17 protein-coding genes are annotated in these 16517 nt (G+C 38.9%); 8 read left to right on the top strand and 9 right to left on the bottom strand.

Annotated elements, in window-relative coordinates:
- Positions 1 to 54: 54 nt before the first annotated feature.
- From H0913_RS18310 to cpxR, 9 genes are all read right to left on the bottom strand, one after another.
- Positions 55 to 924 (bottom strand): glycosyltransferase family 2 protein, encoded by an 870-nt coding sequence (locus tag H0913_RS18310; protein WP_181477724.1) that lies wholly within the window; start codon positions 922 to 924, stop codon positions 55 to 57.
- 5 nt (positions 925 to 929) lie between these two features.
- Complete coding sequence (locus H0913_RS18305) at positions 930 to 1910, bottom strand: glycosyltransferase family 2 protein (protein ID WP_181477723.1); 981 nt, start codon at positions 1908 to 1910, stop codon at positions 930 to 932.
- Complete coding sequence (locus H0913_RS18300) at positions 1910 to 3175, bottom strand: O-antigen translocase (protein WP_181477722.1); 1266 nt, start codon at positions 3173 to 3175, stop codon at positions 1910 to 1912. The genes H0913_RS18305 and H0913_RS18300 overlap by 1 nt, the downstream gene beginning before the upstream one ends.
- Positions 3163 to 4281 (bottom strand): DegT/DnrJ/EryC1/StrS family aminotransferase, encoded by a 1119-nt coding sequence (locus H0913_RS18295; protein ID WP_181477721.1) that lies wholly within the window; start codon positions 4279 to 4281, stop codon positions 3163 to 3165. The genes H0913_RS18300 and H0913_RS18295 overlap by 13 nt, the downstream gene beginning before the upstream one ends.
- A gap of 8 nt (positions 4282 to 4289) precedes the next feature.
- Positions 4290 to 4811, bottom strand: a complete 522-nt coding sequence (locus tag H0913_RS18290) for a GNAT family N-acetyltransferase (protein ID WP_181477720.1) — start codon at positions 4809 to 4811, stop codon at positions 4290 to 4292.
- A gap of 21 nt (positions 4812 to 4832) precedes the next feature.
- Positions 4833 to 5225, bottom strand: a complete 393-nt coding sequence (locus H0913_RS18285) for a sugar 3,4-ketoisomerase (protein ID WP_181477719.1) — start codon at positions 5223 to 5225, stop codon at positions 4833 to 4835.
- Positions 5212 to 6093 (bottom strand): glucose-1-phosphate thymidylyltransferase RfbA, encoded by an 882-nt coding sequence (rfbA, locus tag H0913_RS18280; RefSeq protein ID WP_181477718.1) that lies wholly within the window; start codon positions 6091 to 6093, stop codon positions 5212 to 5214. Before rfbA ends, H0913_RS18285 begins: the two co-directional genes overlap by 14 nt.
- A gap of 938 nt (positions 6094 to 7031) precedes the next feature.
- Complete coding sequence (gene cpxA / locus H0913_RS18275) at positions 7032 to 8402, bottom strand: envelope stress sensor histidine kinase CpxA (protein ID WP_036950809.1); 1371 nt, start codon at positions 8400 to 8402, stop codon at positions 7032 to 7034.
- A complete protein-coding gene (gene cpxR, locus H0913_RS18270; protein WP_006660535.1) occupies positions 8399 to 9097 on the bottom strand; it encodes an envelope stress response regulator transcription factor CpxR in 699 nt (232 codons plus the stop codon). The genes cpxA and cpxR overlap by 4 nt, the downstream gene beginning before the upstream one ends.
- A 151-nt stretch (positions 9098 to 9248) precedes the next feature.
- On the opposite strand from cpxR, the gene H0913_RS18265 reads away from it, so the two are divergent.
- The 8 genes from H0913_RS18265 to H0913_RS18230 all read left to right on the top strand — a co-directional run bounded on the left by H0913_RS18265 (position 9249) and on the right by H0913_RS18230 (position 16493).
- A complete protein-coding gene (locus tag H0913_RS18265) occupies positions 9249 to 9809 on the top strand; it encodes a Spy/CpxP family protein refolding chaperone (protein WP_154603260.1) in 561 nt (186 codons plus the stop codon).
- 250 nt (positions 9810 to 10059) lie between these two features.
- On the top strand, positions 10060 to 10347 hold the full coding sequence (locus tag H0913_RS18260; RefSeq protein ID WP_108479168.1) for an addiction module antidote protein: 288 nt from the start codon (positions 10060 to 10062) through the stop codon (positions 10345 to 10347).
- A gap of 153 nt (positions 10348 to 10500) precedes the next feature.
- Positions 10501 to 11082 (top strand): HutD family protein, encoded by a 582-nt coding sequence (locus H0913_RS18255; protein ID WP_154603262.1) that lies wholly within the window; start codon positions 10501 to 10503, stop codon positions 11080 to 11082.
- Between the two features lie 252 nt (positions 11083 to 11334).
- A complete protein-coding gene (locus H0913_RS18250; RefSeq protein WP_154638637.1) occupies positions 11335 to 12090 on the top strand; it encodes a M48 family metallopeptidase in 756 nt (251 codons plus the stop codon).
- Between the two features lie 237 nt (positions 12091 to 12327).
- Positions 12328 to 12969 carry a lysophospholipid acyltransferase family protein gene (locus H0913_RS18245; protein ID WP_154603264.1) on the top strand — a complete coding sequence of 214 codons (642 nt, stop codon included), beginning with the start codon at positions 12328 to 12330 and terminating at the stop codon, positions 12967 to 12969.
- The gene (locus H0913_RS18240) at positions 12966 to 13910 is read left to right on the top strand and encodes a phosphatidate cytidylyltransferase (RefSeq protein WP_154603265.1); all 945 of its coding nucleotides are present in this window, start codon (positions 12966 to 12968) and stop codon (positions 13908 to 13910) included. Before H0913_RS18245 ends, H0913_RS18240 begins: the two co-directional genes overlap by 4 nt.
- A gap of 408 nt (positions 13911 to 14318) precedes the next feature.
- The gene (gene pfkA, locus H0913_RS18235) at positions 14319 to 15296 is read left to right on the top strand and encodes a 6-phosphofructokinase (RefSeq protein WP_154603266.1); all 978 of its coding nucleotides are present in this window, start codon (positions 14319 to 14321) and stop codon (positions 15294 to 15296) included.
- 183 nt (positions 15297 to 15479) lie between these two features.
- Complete coding sequence (locus H0913_RS18230; protein ID WP_181478851.1) at positions 15480 to 16493, top strand: sulfate ABC transporter substrate-binding protein; 1014 nt, start codon at positions 15480 to 15482, stop codon at positions 16491 to 16493.
- Positions 16494 to 16517 lie beyond the last annotated feature (24 nt).

Raw genomic sequence — 16517 nt, 5'->3', positions numbered from 1 at the left:
TAGGCCAAAAAATAGAGATAATCAATAATAACACTGAGTTAATTAGCAGGAACATTATTTTGAGAAAACCTTGTCAATTATTTTTATCATAATGTTTATCGGATTTATTATTTTCAAGTATTTAAGGTTTCTTTTGTCGCAAAATAAATTAAAACTATTGTGGACATAACCTATATAATCCTTATTAAATAGGCGCATTTTATTTAAAAAAACCAAGTCACTATATAGCATTTTGTTCATTTTATTTTCTCTTGATGTAACCTGGTTGGAGTGAATTCTATAACTTACTGAGATAAAATCATAAAAATTAGTTTTTATATTGTTATTTATTAATTGCAGCCAGAAAGGTAGATCTTCTAAAAGACGATAGTTTGTATCAAAAGATTGAATGAATTTTCTTTGGATGAATGCACCTGGAGCTAAATTACTAAACTGTATATTTGACAACTTTTTCTTTATAATTGATGGGGGCATGGCGCTTATTAATCGAGTCCATGGTAGCGGGTATTTTTTTGATACAATAGCGTTACCAAATGTTTTGAAATATGTAAACACTGCTCCTAGAGATTCTTTATTAGGATCAGATTTAATATGACTAATGAAATTACTAATTGCATCTATGTGTAGGAGGTCATCTGAGCCTAAAAATTTAATCCAATCACCTTTCGCATATCTTAAACCAGCATTACAATTTGCAGGGATCCCTCTATTAGATTCATTACATACAAGAGTACACTCAATATTAGGATGAGTTTTTTTTCTTATATCCAACCATTCATTGACAACAGAAATACTATTATCTTGGGAGCAATCATCAGTAATGATTATTTGGATGTCTTTATAGCTTTGGTTAATGCAGGAATCTAGTGTTTCTTTAATATATTTCTCTGCATTGTAGCAAGCAATTATAATTGTAACTTTCATGGGAATTATTTTTTGATTAATGAATTAATAACTAATAATTTAAAACTTTCTTTTAACGTTCTATTTAATTTAAGTTTTTTCACTTGATTGAGACTTTGATTAATAGCTAGTCTCCACTGTAACCGTTCATCTCTACTTAGATGTTTATTCCACTTTATATATCTTATAGTTACTCCCCAAATGGTACTGATGATTAAGCTATTAATATTGTTAGATACATCTGAGAATTCGCCTTTTTCTCTTTTTTCTTTAATGTAATCCAATAAAATGAATGCATTATTAATGATTTTAAAGTAATTGAAATTTATCCTCCGAGTAGTTGATTCTGGGTTATTAACAAAATAATAACTTCCATCTGTAATTGCAATTTTATTTGAAATATCAAAGCTTATTCTAGAAATAACTTCGTCATTATTTAAGAAATTTTGGTTGAGTTCATTTATTTCGTTATAAATTTTGTAAGCTTTTAGTATTAATTCTTTTCTATAGATGCCGAAACCATGCACACCCCAATGTTTTATACAGTTTTCAAATACATCAATGCCATCTAAAAGTTTTTTAGTAGTATAATAATTAAAAACTACACTTTTTTCATCACAAATAGAATTAACATAATGTAGCTTAAATAATGAAATATCAATATCATTATTTTTCAATATGGGTATTAAAGCTTTTTCTAGAGTATCAAAAGCTATACTATCATCACAATCAAGCACTGCAATAAACGTAGATGTGCTTTTTTCTATAGCGGCCAGTCTCGCTAATGCAGCGCCTTTGTTTTCTTGTTGAAGTAGTGTCAAGCTATATCGCTTAGACTTATAATTTTTGACGATGGTAGCTGTTTCATCAGATGATCCATCATCAACCACAATAACCTCAAAGTCACATATAGATTGATGTTCTAGTGATTCTAATATTTTGCCTATGTTTTTTTCTTCATTATATGCTGGAATAATAATGCCTAATTTGTTTCTAATGAATTGCATTATTTGACCTCATGCTTAATATACCAATAATATATTGTCATAGTGCATAATAAATAGATTAAATTAGTGCAACAATAAGCTATGCTAGCACCAGAAAATCCGTAGCTAGAAATTAACAATTTCACGAGAGTAGGAAATAAGATCGAGATGAAAATTTCTAAGCTTGCGTTGATTAAGAAATATCCCTTTGCAAGTAGTATAGTTGCAAATAGCCAGCTACAGATCCTAAAAAAGTCACCAATATTTTGAAATAAAAAAAGTTCTCGAGCTGGAATAAATTCTTTAGTAAATAAAAAACTTATAATAAAGTCTTTCAATATAAAGATGCATAAAGCCATTATGATAGATAGAGGAATAACAACCTTCGCCCCAGTTGCAAGTATGTTTAGGTGTTCAGAAACAGTTTTGGCTGATGCAGTTTTGGGGAAATAATAGACTGTCATAGCTGTAGTTAATACAGCTAAGTATGCTTCAGATATTTTAGTAACAGCTTGCCAATAGCCAGAAAATTCTATTGAAAAATCATTTGTTAGTATTGTACGTACAATAATTATAGAAACAGGACCTGTGAGAGCCCCAATTATTCCCATTAAAAAATATTTACTCATATCTATGAGTTGCTTCTTAGGCGTTGAACCAAACCAATATCTTAACTTAAACCATGGTTTTTTCATGATCAAGAATATTAGCCATAAACCAGCAATTGCATTATTTAAAGCTGCTGAAATAAGGGCACCATTCAATCCAAAAAGATAAACTAAAATTACCATCGATGTTAAAGAAGAAATAATAGCAAAAATATTAGCGACAAAGAATTTTTTATAATCTCCTAATCCATTCAAAACACCCAAGAAAATGTTATTGATAATATTAAGTGGAAGTACTGATAGTGCTAATATTATTAGCCAAAAAAGGGACTCATTTTGAAACAAATAATCAGACAAGCTCTTTGAAAAAATAATTCCCAAAGACATAATAAAAAAGCAAGCCGTGACTGATAGCTTAGTTGATGCTATCCAGTACTTTTTTGCTTCGTCATAATTATACTTATTTTCAGCGGAGTATCGGTTGACCCCTTGAGATACTTGAGATGCAATAAAACCATTCACAAATGTGACAAAACTCTGTAACTGGCCTAAATTTGAGACGCCTGCTGGACCCGTATAAATCGCAACGACTTTTGAAATTAATAATCCGGAAAATAAACGAAGTGCTGTGACAAGACCACTCAGTATGGTTATTTTTGTAAAGTTCAAATCAACCATCCATTGAGTGAACTTATGACTCTATCAATTTCAACTCTGTCTATTGTTGGCCCAATAGGAATACTGAGAACCTCTTGATGGATGGCTTCAGTGATTGGTAATGATAGGTGATTAAAGTCTTTGTAGGCTTGTTGCTTATGAGGTGGGGTAGGGTAGTGAATTAATGTTTGTACACCTAAATTATTTAAATAAGCTTGTAGTGCATCTCTATGTTTGGTTGCAATGACAAACAAGTGCCAAACATGGCTTTGAGTTTTTTGCTTATATTCGCTCGCGGTGAATGGTAATTTAATTAATGGGTTATTAATATTCTCAAGGTAAGTCAGCGCAATTTTCTGACGAATTTCTGTGTCTTTGTCTAAATATTTTAATTTCACATTTAGCATTGCTGCTTGAATTTCATCTAATCGACTATTTACACCTTGGAAAAGGTTTAAATATTTTTGATGTGATCCATAGTTACGTAAAGCTTTTAGTGTATTTGCTAATTCATCATCATTGGTTGTGATTGCACCAGCATCACCTAAAGCCCCAAGGTTTTTGCCAGGATAGAAACTAAAGCCCGCAGCATCACCCCAATTACCACATTTGATTCCATCAATCATAGCTCCATGAGATTGTGCGCAGTCTTCTAGAACTAATAAATTATGTTGTTTCGCTAATGCCATAATTTCTTGCATCGGTGAAATTTGTCCATATAAATGAACAGGCAAGATAACTTTAGTTTTACTTGTAATTGCAGCTTTTACATTGCTGATTGAAAGGTTATAGCTATCCGCATCTGGTTCAACAAACACTGGGACAAGGTCATTCTCAGTGATGGCTAACACAGAAGCAATATAAGTGTTTGCCTGCACAATCACTTCATCGCCGGCTTTGATTTTGGCAAGTTCTTTCCATGCCCTTAGTACAAGAGTCAGTGCATCAAGTCCGTTGGCAACACCTAGGGTGTGTTTTGTTCCACAATAGTCAGAAAAGTTTTTCTCAAAACTTTCGAGTTCCTTACCCATAATATACCAACCAGAATCAATAACGCGTTCACATGCTTGTTTTAACTCTTTTTGATATTGTTGGTTGATTGATTTTAAATCTAAGAATGGAATCATTTTTTTGCCTATTTGATGAAATTTTTAAATTTATTTTTAATGTTTATGATGTCATTGGGTTTTATTTCATAATAATAATGTTCATCATCCTCATCTATTTGAGTGGCATTAAACTTTTCATGGAATGAAATTACTTTTTCATTGCCTTTCATTACTTCAAAATGACAATGTGAAAATTCCAATACTTCAAAACCAAAAATATATACTAGCAAGGCACTTTCTATAGCAGCTGTTCTGGTTTTTTTTTCGTTGAGAATCCAACTTCCCCAAGAAAAAGAGTTATCTTGAAAATCATAAACTCTAACTGTGCCACAAGGTGTTTTATCTAATGTTTCAATGATAAAATAAAATTCTTCTTTATTTCTTTCTTTTATTTTGTAGCTTCTTATCCAATCTTTTTGTTTTTCTACATCATTCTGTACTGAAGATAAAAATTTATTATATGTAGTATTAATTCTTAAGGATAGGATGAATTCAGCATCACTTTCTTCAACAGCTCGTAATCTGATCGTTTTGGATTGTAGTATCATATTAATGCCTAATCATTCTTACTATGAGTTTAAGAAAAGGTCATAGTTACGTATATAATCAGCCTCATCATAATAGTCACTAGCTAATACTACGATGATACAATCCTCTGAAAAATCATGCATTTCATGCCATTGCATTGGCTCAATCAGTAAGCCTTTATGAGGGCAATCAAGGACTAATTCTTCCTTATTTTTACCATCATCCATAATAAAGCGGCAGCTTCCCCTGACACAAACAGCGAGTTGTCTTAATTCTTTATGTGCATGAAAACCGCGAGAAACGCCTTCTTTAGTGCCAAAAATGTAATAGATTCTTTTTACTTCAAATGGAATGTTTTTATGTTGCTCCAATGAAATTAATGAACCTCGCTCATCTCCGAGTTTCTTGAATTCAATGGTGTTAATTAATTTCATTTCTTTTCTCAATGAGGTTAATTAAATACTGCCCATAATTATTTTTACGGAATTTATTTGCTGTTTTTAATACTTGTTCTGCTGTTAGCCATTTTTGTCTAAAGGCAATTTCCTCTAAACACGCAATTTTAAAACCTTGGCGTTTTTCAATAGTTTCTACAAAGCTAGACGCATCTAAGAGGCTATCGTGTGTGCCAGTGTCCAACCAAGCGAACCCACGACCTAATAATTCAACTTTAAGTTTTTTGTTTTTGAGATAAATTTGGTTGACGGTTGTGATTTCTAATTCACCACGATCTGAGGGCTGGATATTTTTGGCAATATTAATGACATCATTATCATAAAAATATAAGCCAGTGACGGCATACTTGGATTTTGGTTTTAGAGGTTTCTCTTCAATTGAAACCGCATTATAGTTTTCATCGAATTCAACAACTCCAAAGCGTTCAGGATCAGGCACTTCGTAGCCAAATACAGTTGCGCCATCTTTGGTGCTTGCAGCATGGAGTAATTTAGGAGAGAAACCTTGTCCCCAAAAGATATTATCACCAAGCACTAAGCAAACACTGTCATTGCCAATAAACTCTTCACCAATAATAAATGCTTGGGCTAAGCCTTCTGGTTTAGGCTGTACTGCGTATTGAAGAGAGATGCCGAATTGCGACCCATCGCCTAATAAACGTTGGAAACTTTCTAGATCTTCTGGGGTTGTAATAATGAGTGTTTCACGAATGCCCGCTAACATTAAAACTGAAAGCGGATAATAAATCATTGGTTTATCATAAATAGGGAGTAATTGTTTCGATACGCCCATGGTGATTGGATATAATCTCGTTCCTGAACCACCCGCTAAAATAATGCCCTTCACTTTTAAATCCCCAATCTTTTATTATTGAGCTTCAATTTTACGTAATTAACTTCGCTCAATTAACATTATTATGAATTAATCGTACTCTTTAGCTATAAATATTTAATCGAAAATTTATCATTGAGATATATATTCTAAAGTCATTACAATTAACAAAAATATCAACAAAAACCCCATAGCTACCGCACTGGGTTATCGGGTCCCAGAGCGCCATTGAATTTCAAAATTTAGTGTTTATTAATTGAAAATACTGCATTTTTTGCAGAAATGCTCAATTGATAAACACTGCTTATGATAGTCTTCCCTTATCGGTTGGCTCGTGCCGTAAGCACAATCAATCAAAAGCCCTTAATAATAGCACTAAAGTTTCGGGGTGACTATCGGTGTGAGACGCCTAAAAATCACTACTTTACCTGTAATCATCTGATCACCTTTTTGAAACCATTAAGTGACTTCTTAATATATATCACTATCAAAAATCATTAATTTCACATTTGGCGGTATATTGCTTTGGCTGGTATCTATACTTAGCGGACAACCTGATAGTCAAGAAAAAGCATACATATGGCTAGATAGTATAAAAAATAATGATAATCACAGCGGTAACTTGATGTATGTTATTAATATCTAAATAGAACACGCACTTGTGGTGTAGAAAAAGATAATTACTCGAATAACGATATAATCACTGAAATATAATATTTATAAGAATTGTCTGAGCTATTTCTGACTTACAAGTATATGTGGTAAACCCGTAGGGGCAAATATCGAAAAATGTTTGAGACACTAATTTCATTACTGTTTGTGAATATGAATAAGTTAATTATCTGTCAGATTGAGTAGGGGAGTGGATATTAGGCGAAATAGAATAGGAATATATGGCTGATATATAAAAAGGTCTTTGGCACATGGGTACCAAAGACCTTCATCATGCAAGATTAGCGCCCGTGTTCTGGCAGCCAAATCTGTAGGCGTAATCCACCTAGTGGGCTATCGTCAGCTTTTACCCAACCTTTATGTTGGGAAATTGCCGTTTCAACAATCGCTAAGCCAAGCCCTGTACCACCGGTTTCTCTGTCGCGAGCTTCATCGGTGCGATAGAACGGTCGGAAGATATGCTCACGGTCAGCAGGGCTAACACCCGGGCCATCATCGTCGACAGTAATCAAAATACCGTTATTTTCTTCTTTGAAATCAACCGCAATATGGGTGTTTGAGTAACGTAGCGCGTTACGCACTATGTTTTCAAACGCGCTGCCAATGGCGGATGGATTGCAATACAACGGCCATGAACCTGGGTGTGACGTGACATCCAGTGTTTTGTTCATCTGCTCCGCTTCGAAGCTGGCATCATCCAGAATATCTCCCCATAACTCATCGGCTTTGATGTGTTCGCGAAGAATTTCATTTTTATGTTGACTGCGAGAGAGAACCAGCAAGTCATTGATCATGCTATCTAAACGGTGAGTTTCTGTTTCGATACGCTCCAACTCTTTACTCTCACCATGACGGCGGCGTAATAATGCCGTTGCTAGCTGTAATCGCGTGAGCGGGGTGCGCAGCTCATGGGAAATATCAGAAATCAATCGCTGCTGGGCGGTGACCATACCATCTAATGCACTGATCATCTGGTTAAAACTGTTACCCGTTGATAAAAATTCTTGGGGACCAGATTCAAGCTCTGGGTGTGGGCGTAAATTACCTTTTGCCACATCGTCCGCTGCCATTTTTAATTTACGGGCAGGGCGGGCCAAGCTCCATGATAGCCATAATAACAGGGGTGCGCTGATTAACATGGTGGCAATCAAGAGTAAAAACGGTCGGTCAAACAAGAGGTTAATAAAGTCTGACTGTGGGCTGCTTGCCGGGCGAACTAAATAGAGTTGGTAGTGATCTTCACCGTCACGAATAGAAAATGGACCCAAAATCTCTGCGCGTCCGTACTTTTTCTTCTTCGGATGGTCGGCATTATCGGATTGGCCAATAAAGTTGCGGATCACCTGCATTTCACTTGGCATCGCACCAATCACGCGGCCTTCACTGGTCACGATAATCAGCCGTTGCCCTGGGGGCGCCCATTTTTTGATGGCGTTGGAAATCCGTCGCCACCAAAGTAGGTCGTTCATCGGTGCTTGCGCAAGTTCGGCTTCGATGTGTTGCTCAAGCATCTCCCCTTGGCGTTGCTCACTTTCCATGAGGACGGTGAGCTGCCGAGAGTCGAGCTTGGGCACCATCAGCACTAGCATTAAGACTAGTGCGAGGGTAAACCAGAAAATCGCAAATATTCGAGCTGTTAAGCTGTTGATCATGTGGCAGAAACCATCAAGTAACCGCGTCCACGCAAGGTTTTAAACCAAGGTTGACCATCGGTGCGTTCTGGAAGTTTGCGGCGCAAGTTTGAAATATGCATATCAATCGCACGGTCAAATGGCGTGAGGCGCTTACCCAAAACTTCTTGGCTTAAATGTTCTCTTGAAACGACTTGTCCCAAGTGCTGAGCTAATAGATAGAGCAACGTAAATTCGGTGCCAGTTAAATCAAGGATTTCGTTATCGAAGCTGGCTTCTTGACGACCCGGATTGAGCTGTAATTTATCCACTTGTAAGGTTGGGGTGTTGCTGTTGTCCCCTTGAGTTTGCTCGCTCCAGTTTGAGCGGCGCAGTAACGCACGAATTCGCGCTACTAACTCCCTATCGTTAAATGGTTTTGGTAAATAGTCATCTGCTCCGAGCTCTAAGCCCAGTACTTTATCTAATTCACTGCCGCGCGCCGTTAACATAATGACTGGCGTTTGGTGAATTTGGCGTAGCTCTTTTAATGTCTCAATACCGTTTTTCTTCGGCATCATGACATCGAGTAATAATAGGTCAATGGATGAATCGATTTGCTGTAATGCTTGCTCACCGTCATAAGCGATGACAACATTGAAACCTTCCATTTCCAGCAGTTCTTTTAAAAGCGACGTGAGTTCACGGTCGTCATCAACTAATAGGATTTTATGCATTAATTAAGTCCTCCAACTGCCAAAATACGATAACAATCTTCACGTTTCCATGACTTTACGTTCTTTTACATGCTCTGACGCTAGTTTGCAGCCGACCGCGTATATTTAACTCCATTGAATCACGAGCATCGTTCGGAGACAAGGTATCTAAATGCAAAGAATAGTACACAGAACAAAACACAGTTCAGTACATAAAACAGCCGCATACGTTTTAGCTTCTGCATTTGTTTTCGGGCCAGTCGCTGCGTTTGGTGAAGCATCTGAAAGTAGTGTTAATGATGAACCATCATTAGTGCTTCAAATGCAACCGGACCAGCCACTACAAACCACACATATTGCTATTCAGTTTCAGATCCCTGAATCATTAAATAGCGACGAACGTGCCAGTGAATTTATGTTTAATGGTATCACGTTGAGTGAGAAACAGCGCCAACAGCTTCGTGATTTGATGGCTACCCAGCGCCACCGTCATGGTGAAAATGTTGCCTCAATACAAGAACGTGAGTCATTACACAAACTTATTATAGCGGATCGCTTTGATGATAAAGCTGTCCGAGCGCAACTTGAGAAACAATTGCAAAAAGAACTGGATGAACGCGTTGAGATGGCTCGTATCCATCACGAACTTTACCAGTTACTGACGCCAGAACAGAAGGCGCAGCTTGAGCAAATTAATCAGCATAAGTTCGTTGAATATCAAGTTATGCAGTAGAGATTCCTAGTAGTGAGTGTAGTTGAGTTTTTAAAGCCTGTAGTTGAGTTTCTAAGCTGTATCGTTGAGTTTCGAAGTAAGTAGTGAAGTAGCAATAACTGAAGTTTTTCCTTGCCATAGACACCATCCCTGTCTTTTATAGCCCCTTTTTAAGGGGCTTTTTTTTATGCTAAGCGCATTGGTGTTAACTACAGTTGACATCCTAAGTGTGATAGCATTAGTTAGTTTTTCGTGAAATTGAAGGTGATCTATGAATATTAAAATAAAAGAGTATGACATTGCTGAGCATTTAACGAACGAAGAAGAAATTCAGCTGTATCTTAATGAAATACTAGAAGAAGGCGATACGGCACTCATTCTTGCTGCGTTAGGCGATATTGCTAGAGCGAGAAATATGACCCAATTGGCAAAGGAAGTAGGAATGAGTCGAGAAGGGCTATATAAGGCGCTATCTGGTGAAGGTAACCCTGCATTTACCACTATCTTGAAGATAGTTCATTCACTAGGACTAAAGCTGCAATTTAAGAGCGCAAGATAACCCTCTTTGTACTCTTCTATTACTATCAGTAATATTTTTATTACTGATATGTTGTCTATACATTCACTTTCCACGTACTATCTTTATTTCCACCGATTATTCTGAACACTTGCAAAATAGATTTTCACACATCCAAAGAGGTCATATTGCGCCATGATCCAGAAACTGACTGCTCAAGATTATAAAAAAATGCCTTGGAAAAATGGGCAAGGATTTACGTTAGAACTGGCGAGAAGCCACGGGGAAGGACTCGAAAATTTTGACTGGCGAGTGTCGATTGCAGACGTAAAATCCGCGGGCTCATTCTCTTTTTTCCCAAATAAACAACGCATCATTGGCGTGCTGGAAGGCACCGGGATTGTGCTGCAGATAGATAAAAACCCGCCTGTTTCTTTATTACAAAAGCAATTTCACGCCTTTAATGGTGAAAGTGATGTGTATGCCGAATTAATCAATGAAGCCATCCGCGATTTTAATTTGATTTACAACCCTGAAAAGTATTCAGCTCGGCTGCAGTGGGTATCTTGTGAGTCGGCAAACTCGTGGATCAGTAATGGAAATTGTGTGCTGATTTTTAACTTACAGGGCAAGCTAGAGTTGCAAGTAGATGGGCAGCTCTCAGTCTTAAATGATTTTGAAACCCTATTGGTCGAAAAAACAGGTTCCCCTACGCAATATATTGCTTCTCCTGAGCATCATGGGGACTTTTGTGTGATTGAGTTATTTGAAAGATAACGCTACAAAGCCATTTAAGTCATTTTGGAGTGATTTAACTCAGTCAAATCGCGACTATTTAGTTAGCGGATAATTCTGATAATTTCACTCTTTGGATAAAATTGTTATCAAATTCATAGATTGCTTATTTAATGGCTTTATTCTTATTGTGATTTTAAACAGAATCTTTAGGCTGTATCTCCGAATCGTTATTAGAACGAGAATGGTTTATTAAAAACAGTAATATAATTTTTGTAGCAAGGAAAAAAGAAGATGAAAATGAAGGCGCTTGTTGCGGTCGCAGTTTCTGCGGTCATTATGACTGGCTGTAAGAGTATGGACACTGGGCTGATGACCAACTCTGGAATGCAATTATTCCAAGCTGCGACATTATCTGATGCAGATGTTAAAAAATTCAGCGATGACGCATGTAAAGAGATGGACGCAGAAAACAAAATTGCTCCAGCTTCAAGCAAATACACTCAACGCTTAAACAAAATTGCTAAAGCGCTGGGTAACGAAGTTGACGGTACTCCGGTTAACTATAAAGTTTACATGACCAAAGATGTGAACGCATGGGCAATGGCAAATGGCTGTGTACGTGTATACAGCGGTCTGATGGACATCATGAACGACAACGAAGTTGAAGGCGTTCTGGGTCACGAAATGGGTCACGTTGCTTTAGGTCATACCCGTAAAGCAATGCAAGTTGCTTATGCGGCAGTTGCAGCACGTACTGCGGCAGCAGCATCAGGTAACGATGTTGCGACTCAATTAAGCTCTTCACAGTTAGGTGAGCTGGGTCAAAAACTGGTTAACTCTCAGTTCTCTCAACACCAAGAAAGCCAAGCGGATGATTTCTCTTATGATCTGCTGAAAAAACGTGGTGTGGATACTAAAGGTTTAGTGACTGGTTTTGACAAATTAGCAAAACTGGGTAGCAAAGAAACCAGCATGTTTGATTCTCACCCACCGTCAGATGAGCGTGCACAACATATCCGTGACCGTATCGCGGCAGATAAAAAATAATTTTTATCTTGAATGATATTAATGGGGAAGCTAAGGCTTCCCTATTTTTTATCTAACATCTGAGTTTTTCATATAGTTTGCATTTTATCTTAATTCTGGTGGTGAAAATAAAGTCACAAATCAGAACTTATCCTGTTGTGCTCTTGTTCGACGCTGCATATCTTATTAAGCAAATACGATTAAGAATTTTTTTTATCATTGTTTTATTTGTGCTCGATAAGAGAGCAAGGAAAAAAGATGGAAAAAACACAGCGAGTTTCTCTACTGGCGAAAGGAATGGGAATGCTGTTGTCCGGTACTTGCCGCTTATTAACGGGAGTCCGTACACGTTGGGTTGGATGCCAACCGGCCATTACCCCCCGCATCTACTATGCCAACCACTCAAGCCACCTCGACGGGTTAGTTATTTGGTCAGGGTTGCCACCTTTAATGCGCCATTTTGTTCACCCTGTTGCCGCGAAAGATTATTGGGATGGCACGCCATTTCGTCGCTATCTCGTCAATAACGTGTTTCGAGCTGTATTGGTGGATAGAAAAGGGGACAAACCTGCAAAAGAGTCTGTCCTTGAGCCGCTAGAAGCGGTACTTGCTGCTAACCATTCATTAATTTTATTTCCCGAGGGAACTCGAGGAGATGGCGAGGAACTGGGTAGCTTCAAAAGCGGAATTTATCATTTAGCGAAAAAATACCCCAATGTTGAAGTCGTCCCGGTGTATTTGGAAAACTTAAATCGCGTGTTGCCGAAAGGAACAAAGCTCGTGGTTCCGGTTATCTGTTCAGCAACGGTTGGAAAGCCACTATCTCCACTTACTGAAGATGAAAATAAGGCGGATTTTTTGCAAAGAGCGAAAGTTGCACTTGAGGAGATGATGCCATGAGTCTTTGGGATCGTGAATTAGCACTGCTGTTATCCGGTGTCTTCGGTATTTTGATGGTCGCCAGCGTAATAGGCGGCATTCTGGCATACCGTTATTCAGGGGAAAAAAGTAACCCAACCATCGATAACCTAAATGCGCGTATTCGTGCTTGGTGGGTGATGTGTATCGTCTGCGTTTTGGCGGTGGTGCTTGGGAATATCGGGGTCGTGATCCTGTTTGCGTTGATTTCTTTCTTTGCATTAAGGGAATTTATTACGCTAGCGCCGACGCGCCGTAGCGACCATGAAGCGTTATTTTGGTGTTTTTTCGTCTTCCTTCCCCTGCAATATGTGCTGGTTGGGGTTGAGTGGTATGGGATGTTCTCGATTTTTGTACCCGTGTTTGTCTTCTTGTTTTTACCGACACGAATCGCGTTGGCGGGGGATACTTACCACTTCCTTGAACGTACTGCGAAAATACAGTGGGGCATGTTGGTCACTGTATTCTGCTTGAGCCACGTACCGGCATTGTTGATGCTGAATATTGAAGGCTATCAAGGGGAAAACGTTAAGTTGCTGCTGTTCTTAATTGTGGTCACACAAATCTCTGATGTGCTGCAATATGTCTTTGGTAAGTTACTGGGCAAACATCCTATTGTGCCTAAGCTTAGCCCAAATAAAACCGTCGAAGGATTTATTGGCGGAATATTAACGTCAGTGCTGATTGGTATCTGTTTGTATTGGGTGACGCCATTTAGTTGGTGGGCGGCAGGGTTAATGTCATTGGCGATTACGTTAATGGGCTTTGTCGGTGGTCTGTGTATGTCTGCAATTAAACGCGACAGTGGGATCAAAGACTTTGGGGCCATTATCGAAGGACATGGCGGAATGTTAGATAGAATTGATTCCCTATGTTTTGCCGCGCCAATTTTCTTCCACCTAACGCGTTATTTTTATACCTAATTAGCTGTTGTAAATAGATTTTCCTATTTTTTCAACCGCAGAAGCACCTTAGGGTGCTTTTTTTATAGGAAAATGCTCCGTATCTTGCAATGATGGGGTCGCACTGAGATTAACATGCTATCATCGAGACTTAATTTGTACTTCGAAGTAAGATGATTACGTTGAGTGGGTTGGTTTTTGTCATTTGAGCTAAAATTATGTAATCGAGATCACAAGAAAACATAAAAGTTGGCGAGAAAACCCATGCATAATCCTTGCTTTGTCGTATTATTTCGCTGTTGAATCAATTCAGCAAAATTATTGGCTGAATTTTAGCGGTTAATCCGTTAGCGAGTTGCAGTGAATATCAGTACAGTGCGGTGGTTTTTTCATAGATTTGCAATTTATGTTCATTAATCAGAGGTCATCATGGTCAAGCAGATTAAAAGAATTGGAGTGTTAACGAGCGGTGGAGATGCACCGGGTATGAACGCAGCGATCCGCGGCGTAGTACGTGCAGCTCTTGCGGAAGGTTTAGAAGTGATGGGTATTTTTGATGGATACCTCGGCCTTTATGAAAACCGCATGAAGCAGTTAGACCGTTATAGCGTTTCGGACATGATCAACCGTGGCGGTACATTCTTAGGCTCTGCTCGCTTCCCTCAATTCCGTGATGAAAAAGTCCGCGCGGTAGCGGTTAAAAACCTGAAGAAAAACCACATCGATGCACTGGTTGTCATTGGTGGTGACGGTTCTTATCTTGGTGCTAAATGCCTAACTGAATTAGGTTTCCCATGCATTGGTTTACCGGGCACGATTGATAACGACGTTGCTGGAACAGACTACACCATCGGTTATTTCACTGCGTTAGAAACTGTGGTTGAAGCAATTGACCGCTTACGTGATACATCGACTTCTCACAAACGTATCTCTATCGTTGAAGTGATGGGGCGTTATTGTGGCGATCTCACTCTCTCTGCGGCAATTGCAGGTGGCTGTGAGTTTTTAGTTCTGCCAGAACAAGAAATGCCATTTAACCGTGAAGAGTTACTGTCGGAAATCAAACGTGGGATTGAAAAAGGCAAGCGCCATGCGATTGTCGCGATCACCGAGCACGTTTGCGATGTGGATGAGCTAGCAAAATATATTGAAGCAGAAACTCACCATGAAACTCGCGCAACGGTATTAGGACATATTCAGCGCGGTGGTTCTCCAGTGGCTTATGACCGTATTTTGGCTTCTCGCATGGGTGCATACTCTATCCAACTGCTGCTTGAAGGCTACGGCGGGCGTTGTGTGGGTATCCAAAATGAAAAATTAGTTCACCATGATATTGTTGATGCGGTTATGAATATGAAGCGTGTCTTCAAGAAAGATTGGCTGGAAACCGCGAAAAAACTGTACTAATTTTTCACCTCTATTATTGCAAATCTCACCGGTATGGTTGGCCTTAGGCTGGCCATATCGGCGAAGATTGCCCTTGTTTTCCTCGATATTCCTCTTATTTATAAGATTTACCTTTTCGGTATTTCCCGTTGCCGTGGGTATCTGTCAGCCTGATTCCGTATTCAATTAATGGAGAAAAGGATGATGGTACGTTTCTGGCAAAGTTCACGCTATCCCATAGCGGCATTTTCTTTATTGTTATTAACAGCGGGAGCATGGGCGAAAGATATCCAAATTTTAAATGTCTCTTATGACCCGACTCGCGAATTTTACCGCCAATATAATCAAGAATTTGGTGATTACTGGAAAGCAAAAACGGGGGATACGGTGATTGTTCGCCAGTCTCATGGCGGTTCCGGTAAACAAGCCACTTCGGTGATTAACGGGTTAGAGGCAGATGTAGTGACGCTAGCCTTGGCATACGATGTGGATGCGATTGCACAAAGTGGCAAAATTAATCCGGGCTGGCTGAAAAAACTCCCTGATAATTCTGCACCCTATACTTCAACCATTGTCTTTTTAGTGCGTAAAGATAACCCGAAAAATATCCATGACTGGGGTGATTTGATCCGTAAAGATGTCTCTGTGGTGACGCCGAACCCAAAAACATCGGGCGGCGCCCGCTGGAATTATTTGGCGGCATGGGGATATGGATTAGAAAAAAATCAGAATGACCCAGAAAAGGCCAAACAGTTTGTGAAGCTGCTTTATCAAAATGTTGAAGTGCTAGATTCTGGCGCGAGAGGGGCAACTAACAGCTTTGTAGAGCGTGGAATTGGCGATGTGTTGATCGCGTGGGAAAATGAAGCGTTGTTAGCCATTAATGAGTTAGGCGCGAAGGGGGATTTTGAAATTGTTACCCCGAGCATTTCTATTTTAGCAGAGCCGACCGTTGCTGTTGTCGACAAAACGGTGGATAAGCGAGATCACCGTGAAGTGGCACAAGCCTATCTGGAATTTTTGTATTCACCGAAAGGGCAAGAAATTGCCGCGAAAAACTATTATCGTCCCCGAGATGCTCAAGTCGCCAAAGCGTATCAAAGCCAGTTTCCACAATTGAAATTACTCACCGTGGATGAAAATTTTGGTGGTTGGCAACAAGCGCAGAAAACGCATTTTGCGAATGGTGGGATCTTTGATGAAATCATTCGCCGCTAATCGCTAACGATTTGAAGACAAAAT

The sequence above is a fragment of the Providencia rettgeri genome (assembly GCF_013702265.1).
Taxonomy (GTDB): Bacteria; Pseudomonadota; Gammaproteobacteria; order Enterobacterales; family Enterobacteriaceae; genus Providencia; species Providencia zhijiangensis.
This window is presented reverse-complemented; position numbering and strand designations above follow the sequence as displayed.

Coding starts and splice junctions, on each gene's coding strand:
- H0913_RS18290 (WP_181477720.1), bottom strand. CDS start 4,811: ATGATACTACAATCCAAAACGATCAGATTACGAGCTGTTGAAGAAAGT.
- cpxA (WP_036950809.1), bottom strand. CDS start 8,402: ATGATCAACAGCTTAACAGCTCGAATATTTGCGATTTTCTGGTTTACC.
- cpxR (WP_006660535.1), bottom strand. CDS start 9,097: ATGCATAAAATCCTATTAGTTGATGACGACCGTGAACTCACGTCGCTT.
- H0913_RS18300 (WP_181477722.1), bottom strand. CDS start 3,175: ATGGTTGATTTGAACTTTACAAAAATAACCATACTGAGTGGTCTTGTC.
- H0913_RS18310 (WP_181477724.1), bottom strand. CDS start 924: ATGAAAGTTACAATTATAATTGCTTGCTACAATGCAGAGAAATATATT.
- H0913_RS18230 (WP_181478851.1), top strand. CDS start 15,480: ATGGTACGTTTCTGGCAAAGTTCACGCTATCCCATAGCGGCATTTTCT.
- H0913_RS18240 (WP_154603265.1), top strand. CDS start 12,966: ATGAGTCTTTGGGATCGTGAATTAGCACTGCTGTTATCCGGTGTCTTC.
- H0913_RS18255 (WP_154603262.1), top strand. CDS start 10,501: ATGATCCAGAAACTGACTGCTCAAGATTATAAAAAAATGCCTTGGAAA.
- H0913_RS18250 (WP_154638637.1), top strand. CDS start 11,335: ATGAAAATGAAGGCGCTTGTTGCGGTCGCAGTTTCTGCGGTCATTATG.
- pfkA (WP_154603266.1), top strand. CDS start 14,319: ATGGTCAAGCAGATTAAAAGAATTGGAGTGTTAACGAGCGGTGGAGAT.
- H0913_RS18260 (WP_108479168.1), top strand. CDS start 10,060: ATGAATATTAAAATAAAAGAGTATGACATTGCTGAGCATTTAACGAAC.
- H0913_RS18305 (WP_181477723.1), bottom strand. CDS start 1,910: ATGCAATTCATTAGAAACAAATTAGGCATTATTATTCCAGCATATAAT.
- H0913_RS18285 (WP_181477719.1), bottom strand. CDS start 5,225: ATGAAATTAATTAACACCATTGAATTCAAGAAACTCGGAGATGAGCGA.
- H0913_RS18265 (WP_154603260.1), top strand. CDS start 9,249: ATGCAAAGAATAGTACACAGAACAAAACACAGTTCAGTACATAAAACA.
- H0913_RS18295 (WP_181477721.1), bottom strand. CDS start 4,281: ATGATTCCATTCTTAGATTTAAAATCAATCAACCAACAATATCAAAAA.
- H0913_RS18245 (WP_154603264.1), top strand. CDS start 12,328: ATGGAAAAAACACAGCGAGTTTCTCTACTGGCGAAAGGAATGGGAATG.